The 15,891-nt window shown below is 68.3% G+C and carries 16 protein-coding genes; all 16 read right to left on the bottom strand.

Annotated elements, in window-relative coordinates:
* Positions 1-97 precede the first annotated feature (97 nt).
* The 16 genes from atpD to OG878_RS13675 all read right to left on the bottom strand — a co-directional run bounded on the left by atpD (position 98) and on the right by OG878_RS13675 (position 15,629).
* A complete protein-coding gene (atpD, locus tag OG878_RS13600) occupies positions 98-1,540 on the bottom strand; it encodes a F0F1 ATP synthase subunit beta (RefSeq protein ID WP_328887043.1) in 1,443 nt (480 codons plus the stop codon).
* The gene (locus tag OG878_RS13605; RefSeq protein ID WP_328887044.1) at positions 1,540-2,454 is read right to left on the bottom strand and encodes a F0F1 ATP synthase subunit gamma; all 915 of its coding nucleotides are present in this window, start codon (positions 2,452-2,454) and stop codon (positions 1,540-1,542) included. Before OG878_RS13605 ends, atpD begins: the two co-directional genes overlap by 1 nt.
* Before the next feature lie 3 nt (positions 2,455-2,457).
* Positions 2,458-4,029, bottom strand: coding sequence for a F0F1 ATP synthase subunit alpha (gene atpA, locus OG878_RS13610; protein WP_328887045.1), 1,572 nt, complete (start codon positions 4,027-4,029; stop codon positions 2,458-2,460).
* A 132-nt stretch (positions 4,030-4,161) separates the two neighbouring features.
* Entirely contained in the window at positions 4,162-4,977 is an 816-nt protein-coding gene (locus OG878_RS13615; protein WP_328887046.1) for a F0F1 ATP synthase subunit delta, read from the bottom strand.
* Complete coding sequence (locus OG878_RS13620) at positions 4,974-5,519, bottom strand: F0F1 ATP synthase subunit B (RefSeq protein WP_277328386.1); 546 nt, start codon at positions 5,517-5,519, stop codon at positions 4,974-4,976. Before OG878_RS13620 ends, OG878_RS13615 begins: the two co-directional genes overlap by 4 nt.
* A gap of 42 nt (positions 5,520-5,561) precedes the next feature.
* Positions 5,562-5,792, bottom strand: a complete 231-nt coding sequence (gene atpE / locus OG878_RS13625) for an ATP synthase F0 subunit C (protein ID WP_024884520.1) — start codon at positions 5,790-5,792, stop codon at positions 5,562-5,564.
* Positions 5,793-5,866: 74 nt separating this feature from the next.
* Positions 5,867-6,724: a F0F1 ATP synthase subunit A gene (gene atpB, locus OG878_RS13630; RefSeq protein WP_277328385.1), complete on the bottom strand. Its 858-nt coding sequence runs from the start codon at positions 6,722-6,724 to the stop codon at positions 5,867-5,869.
* A 189-nt stretch (positions 6,725-6,913) separates the two neighbouring features.
* A complete protein-coding gene (locus OG878_RS13635) occupies positions 6,914-7,351 on the bottom strand; it encodes a hypothetical protein (protein ID WP_277328384.1) in 438 nt (145 codons plus the stop codon).
* 261 nt (positions 7,352-7,612) lie between these two features.
* Entirely contained in the window at positions 7,613-8,998 is a 1,386-nt protein-coding gene (locus OG878_RS13640) for an MraY family glycosyltransferase (protein WP_328887047.1), read from the bottom strand.
* Positions 8,999-9,090: 92 nt separating this feature from the next.
* Positions 9,091-10,356 carry a serine hydroxymethyltransferase gene (gene glyA, locus OG878_RS13645; protein ID WP_328887048.1) on the bottom strand — a complete coding sequence of 422 codons (1,266 nt, stop codon included), beginning with the start codon at positions 10,354-10,356 and terminating at the stop codon, positions 9,091-9,093.
* A gap of 88 nt (positions 10,357-10,444) precedes the next feature.
* Complete coding sequence (locus tag OG878_RS13650) at positions 10,445-11,086, bottom strand: arsenate reductase/protein-tyrosine-phosphatase family protein (protein ID WP_277328381.1); 642 nt, start codon at positions 11,084-11,086, stop codon at positions 10,445-10,447.
* A complete protein-coding gene (locus OG878_RS13655; protein WP_328887049.1) occupies positions 11,083-11,730 on the bottom strand; it encodes an L-threonylcarbamoyladenylate synthase in 648 nt (215 codons plus the stop codon). Before OG878_RS13655 ends, OG878_RS13650 begins: the two co-directional genes overlap by 4 nt.
* A 58-nt stretch (positions 11,731-11,788) precedes the next feature.
* Complete coding sequence (prmC, locus tag OG878_RS13660; RefSeq protein ID WP_328887050.1) at positions 11,789-12,634, bottom strand: peptide chain release factor N(5)-glutamine methyltransferase; 846 nt, start codon at positions 12,632-12,634, stop codon at positions 11,789-11,791.
* Between the two features lie 42 nt (positions 12,635-12,676).
* Entirely contained in the window at positions 12,677-13,753 is a 1,077-nt protein-coding gene (prfA, locus tag OG878_RS13665) for a peptide chain release factor 1 (RefSeq protein ID WP_328887051.1), read from the bottom strand.
* A 186-nt stretch (positions 13,754-13,939) separates the two neighbouring features.
* Positions 13,940-14,164, bottom strand: coding sequence for a 50S ribosomal protein L31 (gene rpmE, locus OG878_RS13670; protein ID WP_019764351.1), 225 nt, complete (start codon positions 14,162-14,164; stop codon positions 13,940-13,942).
* A 358-nt stretch (positions 14,165-14,522) separates the two neighbouring features.
* The gene (locus OG878_RS13675) at positions 14,523-15,629 is read right to left on the bottom strand and encodes an LCP family protein (RefSeq protein WP_328887052.1); all 1,107 of its coding nucleotides are present in this window, start codon (positions 15,627-15,629) and stop codon (positions 14,523-14,525) included.
* Positions 15,630-15,891 lie beyond the last annotated feature (262 nt).

Here is a 15,891-nt window from a genome sequence, read left to right on the forward strand (position 1 = left end):
GGTCACCACCCGGCCGTTCATGCCGGGTGTTGGGTCAATTCTACGGGGCGTGGTGAGGGGGACGGGACGCACCCGCCCCCCTCGGTGAGCCATGGGCTCAGGAGACGCCGAGCTCCTTGGCGTTGGCCTTGAGGTCCTCGATGCCACCGCACATGAAGAACGCCTGCTCCGGGAAGTGGTCGTACTCACCGTCGCAGATGGAGTTGAACGCGGCGATCGACTCGTCGAGCGGAACGTCCGAACCGTCCACGCCGGTGAACTGCTTTGCGACGTGGGTGTTCTGCGACAGGAAGCGCTCGACACGACGGGCACGGTGGACAACGAGCTTGTCCTCCTCGCCCAACTCGTCGATACCGAGGATCGCGATGATGTCCTGGAGGTCCTTGTACTTCTGGAGGATCCCCTTGACGCGCATGGCGACCTCGTAGTGGTCCGCCGCGATGTAGCGCGGGTCCAGGATGCGGGACGTCGAGTCCAGCGGGTCGACCGCCGGGTAGATGCCCTTCTCCGAGATCGGACGCGACAGTACGGTCGTCGCGTCCAGGTGGGCGAAGGTGGTCGCCGGTGCCGGGTCGGTCAGGTCGTCCGCGGGGACGTAGATCGCCTGCATCGAGGTGATCGAGTGACCGCGGGTCGACGTGATGCGCTCCTGCAGCAGACCCATCTCGTCGGCCAGGTTCGGCTGGTAACCCACTGCGGACGGCATGCGGCCGAGCAGCGTGGAGACCTCGGAGCCGGCCTGGGTGTACCGGAAGATGTTGTCGATGAAGAAGAGCACGTCCTGCTTCTGCACATCGCGGAAGTACTCCGCCATGGTCAGACCGGCAAGCGCGACCCGCAGACGGGTGCCCGGGGGCTCGTCCATCTGACCGAAGACAAGGGCGGTCTTGTCGATGACGCCCGAGTCCTGCATCTCCTCGATGAGGTCGTTGCCCTCACGGGTACGCTCACCGACGCCCGCGAACACCGACACACCGTCGTGATTGTTGGCGACGCGGTAGATCATTTCCTGGATCAGAACGGTCTTGCCGACACCGGCACCACCGAACAGGCCGATCTTTCCACCCTTGACGTACGGGGTGAGAAGGTCGATGACCTTGACGCCGGTCTCGAACATCTCGGTCTTGGACTCGAGCTGGTCGAAGCTGGGCGCCTTGCGGTGGATCGGCCAGCGCTCGGTGACCTCGGCCTCGGCCTCGGGCTTGTTCAGGATCTCACCGAGGGTGTTGAACACCTTGCCCTTGGTGATCTCGCCGACCGGCACCGTGATACCGGCGCCCGTGTCGGTCACCGGGGCCTGGCGGACCAGGCCGTCGGTGGGCTGCATCGAGATCGCGCGGACCAGGCCGTCGCCGAGGTGCTGGGCGACCTCGAGCGTCAGCTTCTTGAGCTTGCCGTCCTCGGCCGGGTCGGCCACCTGGACGGTCAGCGCGTTGTAGATCTCCGGCATCGCGTCGACGGGGAACTCCACGTCGACGACCGGGCCGATGACCCGGGCGACGCGGCCCGTGGCAACGGCCGTCTCAACTGTGGTCGTCATTACTTGTCACTCCCCGCGGTCGCGTCGGCCAGCGCACTGGCACCACCGACGATCTCGCTGATTTCCTGGGTGATTTCGGCCTGGCGGGCCGCGTTGGCAAGCCGGGAGAGGCTCTTGATGAGATCTCCGGCGTTGTCGGTGGCCGACTTCATCGCACGGCGGCGGGCAGCGTGCTCGGAAGCAGCGGCCTGCAGCAGTGCGTTGTAGATCCGGCTCTCGACGTACCGCGGAAGCAGGGCGTCGAGGACGTCCTCCGCCGACGGCTCGAAGTCGAAGAGCGGCAGGATCTCGCCCTTGCCCTCTCCGTCCTTCGTCGTGTCGAGGCTGAGCGGCAGCATCCGGTCGTCCACCGGGTTCTGCGTCATCATCGACACGAACTCCGTGAAGACGATGTGCAGCTCGTCCACGCCGCCCTCGGCGGTCTCCTGGGTGACCGCTTCGATCAGCGGGGCCGCAGCCCGCTTCGCATCCGCGTACGTCGGGCTGTCGGTGAAGCCGGTCCACGAGTCCGCGATCTTGCGCTCACGGAAGCCGTAGTAGGCGACACCCTTGCGGCCGATCACATACGTGACGACCTCCTTGCCCTCACCGCGCAGACGCTCGGTCAGTCGCTCCGCCGCCTTGATGGCGTTGGCGGAGTAACCGCCGGCCAGACCGCGGTCGCTCGTGATGAGCAGGATCGCGGCCCGCGCCGGAGCGTCGGCCTCGGTGGTCAGCGGGTGCTTGGTGGTGGAGCCGGTCGCCACCGCGGTCACCGCACGGGTGAGCTCGGTCGCGTACGGCATCGACGCCGCCACCTGGCGCTGCGCCTTGACGATGCGCGAAGCGGCGATCATCTCCATCGCCTTGGTGATCTTCTTCGTGGCGGTGACGGAGCGAATGCGGCGCTTGTAAACGCGAAGCTGAGCGCCCATCGATCAGCCCTCGCCCAGGAGCTTGCCGTCCGAGGTCTCGAACTGCTGCTTGAAGGCCGCAATGGCGTCGGCAATCGACTGCAGCGTGTCGTCGGACATCTTGCCGCCCTCGACGATGCTGGTCAGGAGCTCCTTGCGCTCACGGCGCAGGTACTCCAGCAGCTCGCTCTCGAAGCGGCGGATGTCCTCGACCGGGACGTCGTCCATCTTGCCGGTGGTACCGGCCCAGACGGAGACGACCTGCTCCTCGACGGGCATCGGCTGGTACTGGCCCTGCTTCAGCAGCTCGACCATGCGCTTACCGCGCTCCAGCGAGGCCTTCGACGCGGCGTCCAGGTCGGAACCGAAGGCGGCGAACGCCTCCAGCTCGCGGTACTGGGCGAGGTCGACGCGGAGTCGGCCCGAAACCTGCTTCATGGCCTTGTGCTGGGCGGAGCCACCGACACGGGAGACCGAGATACCGACGTTCAGAGCCGGACGCTGGCCGGCGTTGAACAGGTCGGACTCCAGGAAGCACTGACCGTCGGTGATGGAGATGACGTTGGTCGGGATGAACGCCGACACGTCGTTCGCCTTGGTCTCGACGATCGGGAGGCCCGTCATCGAACCGGCACCCATGTCGTCGGAGAGCTTCGCGCAGCGCTCCAGCAGACGCGAGTGGAGGTAGAAGACGTCGCCCGGGTAGGCCTCACGGCCCGGCGGACGGCGCAGCAGAAGCGACACGGCGCGGTAGGCGTCGGCCTGCTTCGAGAGGTCGTCGAAGATGATCAGGACGTGCTTGCCCTGGTACATCCAGTGCTGACCGATGGCCGAACCGGTGTACGGCGCCAGGTACTTGAAGCCGGCCGGGTCGGACGCCGGGGCGGCGACGATGGTCGTGTACTCGAGCGCGCCGGCCTCTTCGAGGGCACCGCGCACGGAGGCGATGGTGGAACCCTTCTGACCGATGGCGACGTAGATGCAGCGCACCTGCTTGTTCACGTCGCCCGAGCGCCAGTTGTCGCGCTGGTTGATGATCGTGTCGACGGCCAGAGCGGTCTTACCCGTCTGACGGTCACCAATGATCAGCTGACGCTGGCCGCGGCCGATCGGCACCATGGCGTCGACGGCCTTGTAGCCGGTCTGCATCGGCTCGTGCACCGACTTACGGACCATGACGCCAGGGGCCTGCAGCTCGAGGGCGCGGCGGCTGTCGGTCGCGATCTCGCCGAGACCGTCGATCGGGTTGCCGAGCGGGTCGACGACGCGGCCGAGGTAGCCCTCGCCGACGCCGACGGAGAGCACCTCACCGGTGCGCTGCACCGGCTGGCCCTCCTCGATTCCGCTGAACTCGCCGAGCACGATCGCACCGATCTCGCGCTCCTCGAGGTTGAGGGCGAGACCGAGGGTTCCGTCCTCGAACTTCAGCAGCTCGTTCGCCATGGCCGAGGGAAGACCCTCGACCTTCGCGATGCCGTCGCCGGCAACGCTGACCGTACCGACCTCCTCGCGCGAGGCCGCGTCCGGCTTGTACGACTGGACAAAGTTCTCCAGCGCGTCCCGGATCTCCTCCGGCCGGATCGTGAGCTCCGCCATCTGGGTTCCCTGCTCTCCTTGTTGGGCCCGAAGTTTCTTAAGGGGGTCTGGGGGCCGACCCCCAGGAATCTTCTGCAATTTCTGCACGGCCCAACCGGGCCGCTGGTCTTGCTTGTTCTGTTGCTGCGCTTGTCAGCCGGCCATGCGACGGGTCGCCTCGTCGAGGCGCTCCGCGATGGTGCCGTTGATCTGCTCGTCACCGACGCGCACCGCGATCCCGCCGAGGACCGTCGGGTCCACATCGAGATTCAGGTGCATCGGCCGACCGTAGATCTTCGCCAGTGCGGCACCGAGGCGCTGCTTCTGCTGATCGCTCAGCGGCACTGCCGACGTGACCACGGCGACCATGCGGTCCCGGCGCTCCGCGGCAAGCTTGGAGAGGGACTCGAGTCCCGCTTCCAGGCTACGTCCCCGGGGCTGGGTCACAAGCCGCACGACCACGCGCTCGGTGGCGGGCCGCGCCTTGCCGCCGAGCAGGCTGCGCAGCAGCTGGCCCTTGGCGGCGGTGGACGCGGACCGGCTGGTCAGCGCGGCGCGCAGCTCGTTGTCGGACGCGACGATCCGGCCGAACCGGAACAGCTCGTCCTCGACGTCGTCGAGGTCTCCGCTGCGCTGGGCAGCGGTGAGGTCTGCGATGTTCGCCAGTTCCTCGACCGCGTCGACCAGGTCGCGCGACTGCGACCAGCGGGAGCGGACCATGCCGGAGACCAGGTCGACGGTCTCGCCGCCCACCTGACCGCGCAGCAGCCGTCCGGCCAGCTCCGCCTTGGCCTCTCCGGCCTGCGACGGGTCGGTCAGGACCCGGCGCAGTGAGACCTCGCGCTGGAGCAGCGCCGTGACGGCGGCCAGCTCCTCGGCGAGCTTCTCCACGTCGACCGACGTGCTGTCGGTCAGCGCGTCGAGACGCTCACGTGCGGCAGCCAGCGCCTCGCGGCTCGCGCCGTTCATCGGACGGCCTCGGCCTTCGCCTCGAGCTCGTCGAGGAAACGGTCGATGGTGCCGCTCTGCCGGGCGTGGTCCTCGAGGGACTCGCCGACGAGCTTGCCGGCCAGGTCGGTGGCGAGCTTGCCCACGTCCTGACGCAGCGCGGAAGCCGCGGCCTTGCGGTCGGCCTCGATCTGGGCGTGACCGGCAGCGATGATCTCCTCGCGCTGCCGCTGGCCTTCCGCCCGCATCTCCTGCAGGATCACGGCGCCCTGCTCCTGAGCCTCCTGGCGCAGGCGCGCGGCCTCGTGGCGGGCCTCGGCGAGCTGAGCCTTGTACTGCTCAAGAACGCTCTGGGCCTCGGTCTGGGCCGCATCGGCCTTTTCGATACCGCCTTCGATGGCCTCGCGGCGCTCGTCCAGAACCTTGTTGATGTTCGGGAGGAGCTTCTTGGCGAGGAAGCCGAAGACGATGAGGAAGGCGATGAGGCCGATGACGAGCTCGGGAATCGGCGGGACGAGGGGATTCTCCATCTCCTCGGCCGCGACCGTAAGCAGCTGGCTCACATCAGTGCCTTTCGTCTGAGTGGCTGGTCGTGGATCCGAAGATCACTTGCCGTAGACGAACGGCATGACCAGACCGATGAGGGCGAGCGCCTCACAGAAGGCGAAGCCGAGGATCTGGTTGGCGCGGATGAGACCCGCAGCCTCGGGCTGACGGGCGAGAGCCTGGGTGCCGTTACCGAAGATGATGCCGACGCCGACGCCGGGGCCGATGGCGGCGAGGCCGTAACCGATGGAGCCGAGGGAGCCGCTGACGGCAGCAAGGGTCTGGGACATGCCAGTTCTTCCTTCTCTTTCACGGACCGGTGGGGGTTGGCCACCGGACGAATAAGGGTCGGAGCGCGAGATGCTCAGTGGTGCTTGGCGAGCGCGCCCTGGATGTAGGTGCAGGTCAGCAGTACGAAGACGTACGCCTGAAGCGCCTGGATGAAGAGCTCGAAGGCGGTCATCACGATGGTCATCACGAAGGACACGCCGGCATAGGCAATACCGATGCCGTTGAGCAGGTACCAGCTGGCGATCGTGAACAGCAGCAGCAGGGTGTGGCCTGCAAACATGTTCGCGAAGAGTCGCACCGCGTGGGTGAACGGCCGGACCAGCAGGTTCGAGAAGAACTCGATGGTCATGGCCAGCGGCAGCACCGGGCCGAGCGACTTGTCGTACCCGGTGAAGTTCTTGAAGGCACCGACGAAACCGTGGCGCTTGAAGGTCAGGCTCACCCACAGGACGTAGACGATCACCGCCAGCACGGCCGGGTAGGCAATGATCGCCGTCACGGGGAACTGGGCGACCGGGATGATCGACCAGAGGTTCATCATCCAGACGAAGAAGAACAGCGAGACCACGAGCGGGACGTACTTCTCGCCCTCGCGCTTGCCGATCGTCTCGTAGACGATGCCGCGGCGGATGAAGTCGTAGCCGGCCTCGGCGACCATCTGCAGCTTGCCCGGGACGACCTTCGGCTTACGGAAGGCGGCCCAGAAGAAACCGACGATGATGATCGAGCCGAGCAGAGCCAGCAGCATCGGCTTGTTGAAGTACAAGTTGCTGCCCGCTTCACCCCACAGGGGCTCGAACAGGAACGAGTGCAAGCCGGGTGCCGGGAAACCACAACCGTCGAAGATGTGGCAATCGGTCTCGAAGGCGAGCACCTGTGTCGGGTCAGCACTCACCGCGGGCTCCTTCAGCGTGGCGCATAGGTACGGCATCCTCGTTGTGTCGGCGCGGCGCGCAGCCGCGGTTCGGCACTGGACTGGTGTTACGGATGTGTGAGCGGCAGTCAGGCATTGAGCCTCGCGATCGAGCAGGCGTCAGCTCACATGCCCGCGCCCGCAGTGCCGCAGTTGGAACCGGACGATAGCAGGGTCCCGAACGTGCACTTATTCCGCCCCTACCTTTCACGTCTTCGAGCCCGTGTTCTTGGGCTTGTCACCCTGCTCGGACTCGGGTTCGACGTAAAGGATCTTGGCCTTCATGTGCGCACGCGCCTGTGCGCCGATCCACACGAGTGTCGTCGCGACCAGAGTGATCGCGAAGGCCTTCGGGTTGAACAGCGTCGTGTTCTTGAATGCGGCGACAAAGATGAACAGCAGCAGGAGCTGAGCCGTATACAGCATCAGCCCCATCGCCTGGAACAAGTGGGGCAGGGACTTCGCGGTCCGTTGCAGGACCACGAGGCCGATCCCCATGAAGAGGATCACCACGATCGTCGCAACGACCGCGCCCAGGGCACCCTTGCCGCCGGCGACGCCACCGCTGATGGCGGCGGCAACAGCGCCGGCGACAGCGGTGGGTACGGCGGCGTGAAGGAGAGTCCGGACGTCGTTGGACGGCATGGCGGCAGCTCCGCTTGCAGGGGGTGGGCAGTGTGTCGTCATGGACGAGCGTAGGCCCGGTCCGGGGCGATTCCTCGGGCCGATGGACCGTCTCACTTGGGTCCTTCGGCTCCGTCACCGGGCTTAGTGAACGGTATCACAAACTATTTGATGAGGTCTTTACCAAGAAAGTGTGGTCGCCGTCACACATGAGTGTGAACCCGCGCGTGTGAGCAAGGCAACGCGGCACGCTGTCTGGTATGGCCGTTGGTGCCCGAATTGTCAGCGGGTCGAATCAGCCTTGTGCCTGTTCGGGAAACGCGAATGGGGGCCGATCGCGGTCGCTCCGTTGACGCCCGAGACTCCGACGACGACCGGAGCCCGGCCGTGGGGATCGTCGACGTCCTGGTCCATCGGGGCTTCCCGGGACTCCTGTTGGGCCTCGTGCGCCGCCGAGAGGGCCGCCGCGGGCTCCCCTCCGCGACGGTTCCGGCGGCGGTACCTGGGCGGAACGAAGCGTTCCGCCCAGCGCGGCGCGCGCGGGGTGAAGCGGGGCATCAACAGCAGGATCAGACCCACCGCACTGAGCCCGACGATCACCAGCACGATCCACAGCGACGCCGAGTGCACGGAGTAGCCGACCGTCCCGAAGGCGATCAGGGCCGACCAGAAGTACATGATCAGCACGGCCCGGCTGTGCGAATGGCCGATCTCCAGCAGCCGGTGGTGCAGATGGCCGCGGTCCGCAGCGAACGGCGACTGGCCGTTCCACGTACGCCGCACGATCGCCAGCACCAGGTCGGCGGCCGGGATCGCGATGATGGTCAGCGGCAGCAGCAGCGGGATGAACACCGGCAGCATCGCGTGGGTGGCCTCGCGCTCACTGCCCGCGAAGAGCTTCATCGCGTCGGGGTCGACCTGCCCCGTGACGGAAATCGCACCGGCTGCCAGCACCAGACCGATCAGCATCGATCCGGAGTCGCCCATGAAGATACGGGCGGGGTGCATGTTGTGCGGCAGGAAGCCGAGACACATGCCCATCAGGATCGCGGTGAACAGCGTCGCGGGGGCGGCCGCCTCGATCATGTGCCCGTACCAGAGCCGGTACGTGTAGAGGAAGGACGCGGCGGCGGCGATGCACACCATGCCGGCTGCCAGGCCGTCCAGACCGTCGACGAAGTTGACCGCGTTGATCGTGATGACGACGAGCGCGACGGTGAGCAGCGTGCCCTGCCACTGGGTGAGGGCGACCGTACCGATGCCGGGAATGGGCAGCCACAGGATCGTCAGACCCTGGATGACCATGACCGCCGCGGCGATCATCTGCCCGCCGAGCTTGATCAGCGCGTCGATCTCGAACTTGTCGTCGAGGACGCCGATCAGCCAGATCAGGGCGGCGCCGGAGAGCAGCGCCCGGGGTTCGTTGGAGAGCTGGAAGACGCCATCGAGGTTGTACAGGTGGTCGGCGACGATCAGTCCCGCGCACAGCCCGCCGAACATCGCGATGCCACCGAGCCTCGGTGTCGGTTCGCGGTGGACGTCACGCGCCCGGATCGCGGGCATCGCTCCGACCGCGATGGCGAACTTCCGCACCGGACCGGTCAGCAGATAGGTCACCGCGGCTGTGACACACAGTGTCAGCAAGTAATCACGCACGGGCTGCCCCACAGATTTCGCCGGCCATCTCAGCCCACACCTTAACCACGTCGGCCTCATGGTTGAGGACACACAGGTACCGGTGAGGGTTGCACAGGCCGCGTCTACCCCGGATAGGGCGGATATTTCCCTGCCAGTTCCTTGATCTCGGCGCGGACGTCGCCTTCCTCACGTACGGCCGCGCCGAAGAGCACCGCGATCCGCGCCATGTCGGCCTCGTCCATGCCCTGGGTGGTGACGGCGGCGGTGCCGAGCCTGATGCCCCGGGCGTCGCCGTACGGCAGGGCGCAGGTGTCCAGCACCACGCCGGCCGCCGCGAGCCGCTCGCGGGCGGTACGGCCGTCGACGCCGAGCGGCGCCGGGTCCGCGACGATGAGATGGGTGTCCGTGCCGCCGGTGGTCACGTCGAAGCCCTCGGCCTCCAGACCGGCCGCCAGCACCCGCGCGTGCGTCACCACCCGATGGGCGTACGACGCGAAGGCCGGTGTGGCCGCCTCTCCGAATGCCACCGCCTTGGCCGCGACCGTGTGCATCTGCGCGCCGCCCTGGGTGAACGGAAAGACCGCCCGGTCGATCCGCTCGGCCAGCTCCGCGCCGCACAGGATCATTCCGCCGCGCGGCCCGCGCAGCACCTTGTGCGTGGTGGCGCACACCACGTCGGCGTAGGGGACGGGACTGGGCGCCGCTCCCCCGGCGATCAGCCCCATCGGATGCGCGGCGTCGGCGATCAGATACGCGCCGACCTCGTCGGCGATCTCGCGGAACGCCTCGTAGTCGGGGTGGCGGGGGTACGAGATCGAACCGCTGACGATCGCCTTGGGACGGTGGGCCCGGGCCAGGGTGCGCACCTGCTCGTAGTCGATCAGGCCGCTGTCGGAGTCGACCCCGTAGCCGACGAACTCGAACCAGCGTCCGGAGAAGTTGGCGGGCGAGCCGTGGGTGAGATGTCCGCCGTACGGGAGCCCCATCGCGAGGACCGTGTCGCCGGGCCGCAACAGCGCCGCGTACGCCGCGAGGACGGCCGACGAGCCGGAGTGCGACTGGACGTTGGCATGCTCGGCGCCGAAGAGGGCGGTGGCCCGCTGGACGGCGATGAGTTCGGCGGCGTCGGCCAGCTCGCAGCCGCCGTGGTGGCGGGCGCCGGGATAGCCCTCGGCGTACTTGTTGGCGAGCGGCGAACCGAGGGCTGCGAGGACCGCGGGCGAGGTGAAGTTCTCGGCGGCGATCAGCTGCAGTGTGCTCGACTGCCGGTGCAGCTCCCCCAGCAGCACATCGGCGATCTCCGGGTCCTGCCGGACCAGGGCGCCGAAGTCCTGCGGCAGGGCGGTGACGGGGGCGGAGGAGGGTGCGGCGGGGGTGGTGACCGACATCGGACGGCTCCGGGCCTGGGGAGGGGAGTGCGTGGCGTCGCATCCAATGTAGGCCGGTACCCGCGCGGCCGCCCGCTGCCCCGATGCGTCAGTGCGGCGCCGGTACACCCGTCAGTGCGGTGACCACCGGGTCGAGGGCCTGGTTGATCTCGTCGCCGATGGAGCGGAAGAACGTGATCGGGGCGCCGTACGGGTCGTACACCTCGTCGGCCTCGGCCGTGGGTGCCAGCAGCCAGCCGCGCAGCGCGGCCGCGGCGCGGACCAGCGCGCGGGCACGCTCGACGACCCCCTCGTCGCGCGGGTCGGGCAGCGTCGCGGGGTCTATGGCGCGGACCAGCCGGGTGAATTCCTTGAGTGTGAAGGTCCTGAGGCCGGCCGAGTGACCCATCGAGATCACCTGGGCGCGATGGTCGCGGGTCGCGGTGAGGACCAGGTCGGCGCGGATCACGTGCTCGTCGAGCAGTTCGCGGCCGACGAAGCCGGAGGCGTCGGCGCCGAAGTCCGCGAGGACGATCTCGGCGTTGGCCTCCATCGGGGCGCCTTCGTGCCCCCAGGTGCCGGCACTCTCCACGATCAGGCCGCCACTGAGCGGGTCGCCGAGGCGGTCCACGAGGGCATGGCGGGTCAGCCGCTCGGTGATCGGCGAGCGGCAGACGTTGCCGGTGCTGACGTGGAGGATGCGGAAAGTGTCGGCCTGCCCCGCTATGCCACGCCCCTCAGGGGCGGTCAATTGGCCACCTCGAGGTCGGGTACCACCTTGCGGAGTTCCTCGACGGAGAGCGCACCGGCGCGCAGCAGTACGGGCACCTTGCCGGTGACGTCGACGATGGACGACGGCACGATGCCGGGCGTCGGGCCGCCGTCGAGGTACACGGAGACGGAGTCGCCGAGCATCTCCTGGGCGGCGTCGCAGTCCTCGGGGGACGGGTGTCCGGTGAGGTTGGCACTGGAGACGGCCATCGGGCCGACCTCGGTGAGCAGCTCGATGGCGACCGGGTGCAGCGGCATCCGGATGGCGACGGTGCCGCGGGTGTCGCCGAGGTCCCACTGCAGCGAGGGCTGGTGCTTGGCGACGAGCGTGAGGGCCCCCGGCCAGAAGGCGTCGACGAGCTCCCAGGCCTGCTCGGAGAAGTCCGTGACGAGGCCGTGCAGGGTGTTCGGGGAGCCGATCAGGACGGGGGTCGGCATGTTGCGGCCGCGGCCCTTGGCGTCGAGCAGGTCGGCGACGGCCTCGGTACCGAAGGCGTCTGCACCGATCCCGTACACGGTGTCGGTGGGCAGCACGACCAGTTCGCCGCGGCGGACGGCGGACGCGGCTTCACGCAGACCCGTCGTACGGTCGGTCGCGTCGTTGCAGTCGTATCGCCGTGCCATCAGCCGGCCTCCTCAAGCATGTACGTGTAGGGCGGGTACGGGTGGTGCGGGGCGCCGGTCACGGCATGGCCTTGCGGGCCGTGGCGAACCGGGGGCGCCCGTTCAGGTCGGGGTGGTCGGCCGCGTCGGCCCAGCCCCGCTCCTCGGTGAAGATCCACGGCACCTGACCGCCCTGGGTGTCGGCGTGCTCGACGACGACGAGACCGCCGGGGCGCAGCAGGCGGTGCGCGGTGCGCTCGATCCCGCGGATGGTGTCGAGGCCGTCCTCGCCGGAGAAGAGCGCCATCTGCGGGTCGTGGTCACGGGCCTCGGGTGCCACGTACTCCCACTCGGTGAGCGGGATGTACGGCGGGTTGGAGATGACCAGGTCGACCTGGCCGTCGAGCTCGGGAAGGGCCGTCAGAGCGTCTCCCCGGTGCACGGTGACCCTGGACCCCTCGGCGTTCTTCCGCGTCCAGGTGAGGGCCTCCTCGGACAGCTCCACGGCGTGCACGCGCGAGCGCGGCACCTCCTGGGCCATGGCGAGGGCGATGGCACCCGATCCCGCGCAGAGGTCGACGATCAGCGGCTCGACCACGTCCATCGCACGGACGGCGTCTATCGCCCAGCCGACGACCGACTCGGTCTCCGGGCGGGGGACGAAGACGCCGGGACCGACCTGGAGCTCCAGATAGCGGAAGAAGGCGCGGCCGGTGATGTGCTGGAGCGGTTCGCGGGCCTCTCGGCGGGCGACGGCCTCCCAGTACCGGGCGTCGAAGTCCGCGTCGGGCACCCGGTGCAGCTCGCCCCGCTTGACGCCGTGCACGAACGCGGCGAGTTCCTCGGCGTCGAATCGCGGTGAGGGCACACCGGCGTCGGCCAGCCGCTGGGTGGCCTGGGCCACCTCGGCGAGCAGCAGGTTCATCGCGGTTCTCCGTACGGGTTCACGGGCGGGGCGGGGTGGGGCTCATGCGGCAGCGAGCTTGGCGGCGGAGTCGGCGTCGACACAGGCCTGGATGACCGAGTCCAGGTCCCCGTCGAGCACCTGGTCCAAGTTGTACGCCTTGAAGCCGACGCGGTGGTCCGAGATGCGGTTTTCCGGGAAGTTGTACGTACGGATCTTCTCGGAACGGTCGACGGTGCGCACCTGGCTACGGCGGACGTCCGAGGCTTCCTGCTCGGCCGCCTCCTGGGCCGCGGCCAGCAGTCGCGACCGCAGGATACGCATGGCCTGCTCCTTGTTCTGGAGCTGGCTCTTCTCGTTCTGGCAGGAGGCGACGACACCGGTCGGCAGGTGCGTGATGCGGACGGCGGAGTCCGTGGTGTTGACGGACTGGCCGCCGGGGCCCGAGGAGCGGTAGACGTCGATACGGAGATCATTGGCGTGGATCTCGACGTCGACCTCCTCCGCCTCGGGCGTGACGAGGACACCGGCGGCGGAGGTGTGGATACGGCCCTGGGACTCGGTGGACGGCACCCGCTGCACGCGGTGCACGCCGCCCTCGTACTTCATCCGGGCCCACACGCCCTGGCCGGGTTCGGTGGCGCCGTTGCCGCCCTTGGTCTTCACGGCGACCTGGACGTCCTTGTAACCGCCGAGCTCGGACTCGGTGGAGTCGATGATCTCGGTCTTCCAGCCGACGCGCTCGGCATACCGCAGATACATCCGCAGCAGGTCACCGGCGAACAGGGCGGACTCGTCGCCGCCCGCACCTGCCTTGATCTCCAGAAGCACGTCCTTGTCGTCGCTGGGGTCGCGCGGGACCAGCAGGAGGCGGAGCTTCTCGGTGAGCTCCTCGCGCTGCTTCTCCAGCTCCTTGACCTCTGCGGCGAAGTCGGGGTCGTCCGCCGCGAGCTCGCGTGCGGTCCCGATGTCGTCCCCGGTCTGCTTCCAGGAGCGGTACGTACCGACGATCGGGGTCAGCTCGGCGTAGCGCTTGTTGAGCTTGCGCGCGTTGGCCTGGTCGGCGTGGACCGCGGGATCCGCGAGCTTCTTCTCAAGATCGGCTTGTTCACCGATCAGTTCCTCGACCGCCTCGAACATCGGTGGCTCCTGGGGTGGGGTGTCCCCTGCTCCGTGAGAGCTCGGGGAAGTGACTCGACGTGCCTGCTGGACGACGTGGGGCTGTCCGGGCCGGGGTACGGGGAAGGCCCCGCACTCCCGGCCGGAAAAAAACGCCGGTCCTGGCGCCCCCGGGAAGAGGACGCCAAGAACCGGCGCAAGGGCTCGCTACTTGCTGGCGGAGCCTGCAGCCTTGCCGAAGCGGGCCTCGAAGCGGGCCACGCGGCCACCGGTGTCGAGGATCTTCTGCTTGCCCGTGTAGAACGGGTGGCACTCGGAGCACACGTCGGCGCGGATGGTGCCGCCGTCGATGGTGGACCGGGTGGTGAACGACGCGCCACAGGTGCAGCTGACCTGCGTCTCGACGTACTCGGGGTGGATGTCGCGCTTCAAGGGTGTCTCCTAGGTTCGGGAGGGCGCCGGGTCGTACGCGCGGATTTGCGCATCCGTGAACCGGGGCCGACGTACCAGTCTGCCAGGACTGGCCGTATCTCCCAAAACCGGGGTCGTGCCGCAACTATTCCCGGACGTCCGGAAACGTTCCGTCCCGGCCGGCCCACCATGCGGTGAGGCCGTGAGGGCTCTTCCATCATCCCTGGTGGATCGGCCCTGGTGGATCGCCGCGCGGCGTCGGATGCGGCGCATCGCAAGGTGCAGGCGCGTCCTCATGCGGGCGTATGCGGGATTTCCGACAACGCAGCGAGGTGCCGCAGCTGTCGTCGTGCGCCCGCCGGGGATGACGGGACAGCCCTCAGCGCACGACCTTGCCGGCGTCGCCCTTGTCGCCCGCCGACTTCGCGGTGGCGGAGGCGGGGATCGGCTTGTCCTGCTCGAGCGCGGTCCACACCTGCTTCGCGGACTCCTCCAGCGGCACGACGCGGTTCGGGTCGGCCGGGTCGTACTGCACGGGCAGCGTGACCATGCTGACGTTCCTCGATCCCAGGCCCTTGAGGCCGTTGGCGAAGCCCGTCAGCTTCTTGACCGAGCCCAGGTCGGAGTCGGTGGTGAGGGCCTTCGTCGCCGTGTCCGCGAGATCGAACAGCGTCTTCGGGTTCGAGAACACCCCGACGCTCCTGGCCTGTTCCATCAGCGCCTTGATGAAGGCCTGCTGGAGCTGGATGCGGCCGAGGTCGCTGCCGTCGCCGACGCTCTTGCGGGTACGGACCAGGCCGAGCGACTGCTCGCCGTCGAGCGTGTGGGTGCCGGGCTGCAGATGCAGATGGCTGTGGGAGTCGTCGATCGCCTCGGTGGTGGTGATCTCGACACCGCCCAGCTCGTCGATGAGCTGCTTGAAGCCGGTGAAGTCGACCTCGACGTAGTGGTCCATGCGGATACCGGACATCGACTCGACGGTCTTGACCGCGCAGGCCGGTCCGCCGACCTCGTACGCGGTGTTGAACATCGCGCGCCGCTCGCCCGCGACGGTCTCACCACTGGTGTCGCTCGTGCAGTCCGGGCGGGTCACGAGGGTGTCGCGCGGGATGGAGACGACACTCGCCGTGCGGTGGCCCTTGTTGAGGTGGACGACCATCGCGGTGTCCGAGCGGGCGGTGCCTTCGTCCGCGCCGTACTCCGAGTTCGCGCCGGAGCGCGAGTCGGAGCCGAGGACGAGGATGTCCTGGGAGCCGTTGTCGACGTCGGCGGGGCGGTTCTTGCCGAGCGCCGCGTTGATGTCGACGGCCTTGAGATTGCCGCTGAGCTTGACATACGCGTAACCCAGCCCCGCACCGCCCACGACGACCGCACCCGCCAGGGTCCAGGCGGCCACGACCGTCGCCCTGCGACGGCGGGACGGCTGCTTCCGGCGCTTGCCGGTGCCCCGTATTCGGCCGCTGCTGTTCTCACTCCGCCCGGTCATCCGTCTCCTCGCTCCTCGCCTGCTCCCGGCTACCCCCTGCAGTGGTGCGGGCACTGGTTTCATCGCTTTGTCGCCACTTTGTACGACGTGGTGACTCGAAGAAGGGTTGCACAGCGACATGTCGTGACGAGATGAAGGCGAACGCCGCACATGGCGACCGGGAACCACTGGTGACCCCCCGCTCACCTGCGGTTTCTTGCCCGATACAGGCATCGCTGGGGCGGACGGCACCGCGGTCGCCGTGTGGCAAAGGTCTCGGGCC

Origin of the sequence: Streptomyces sp. NBC_00316 (assembly GCF_036158715.1) — a bacterium.
Classification (GTDB): domain Bacteria; phylum Actinomycetota; class Actinomycetes; order Streptomycetales; family Streptomycetaceae; genus Streptomyces.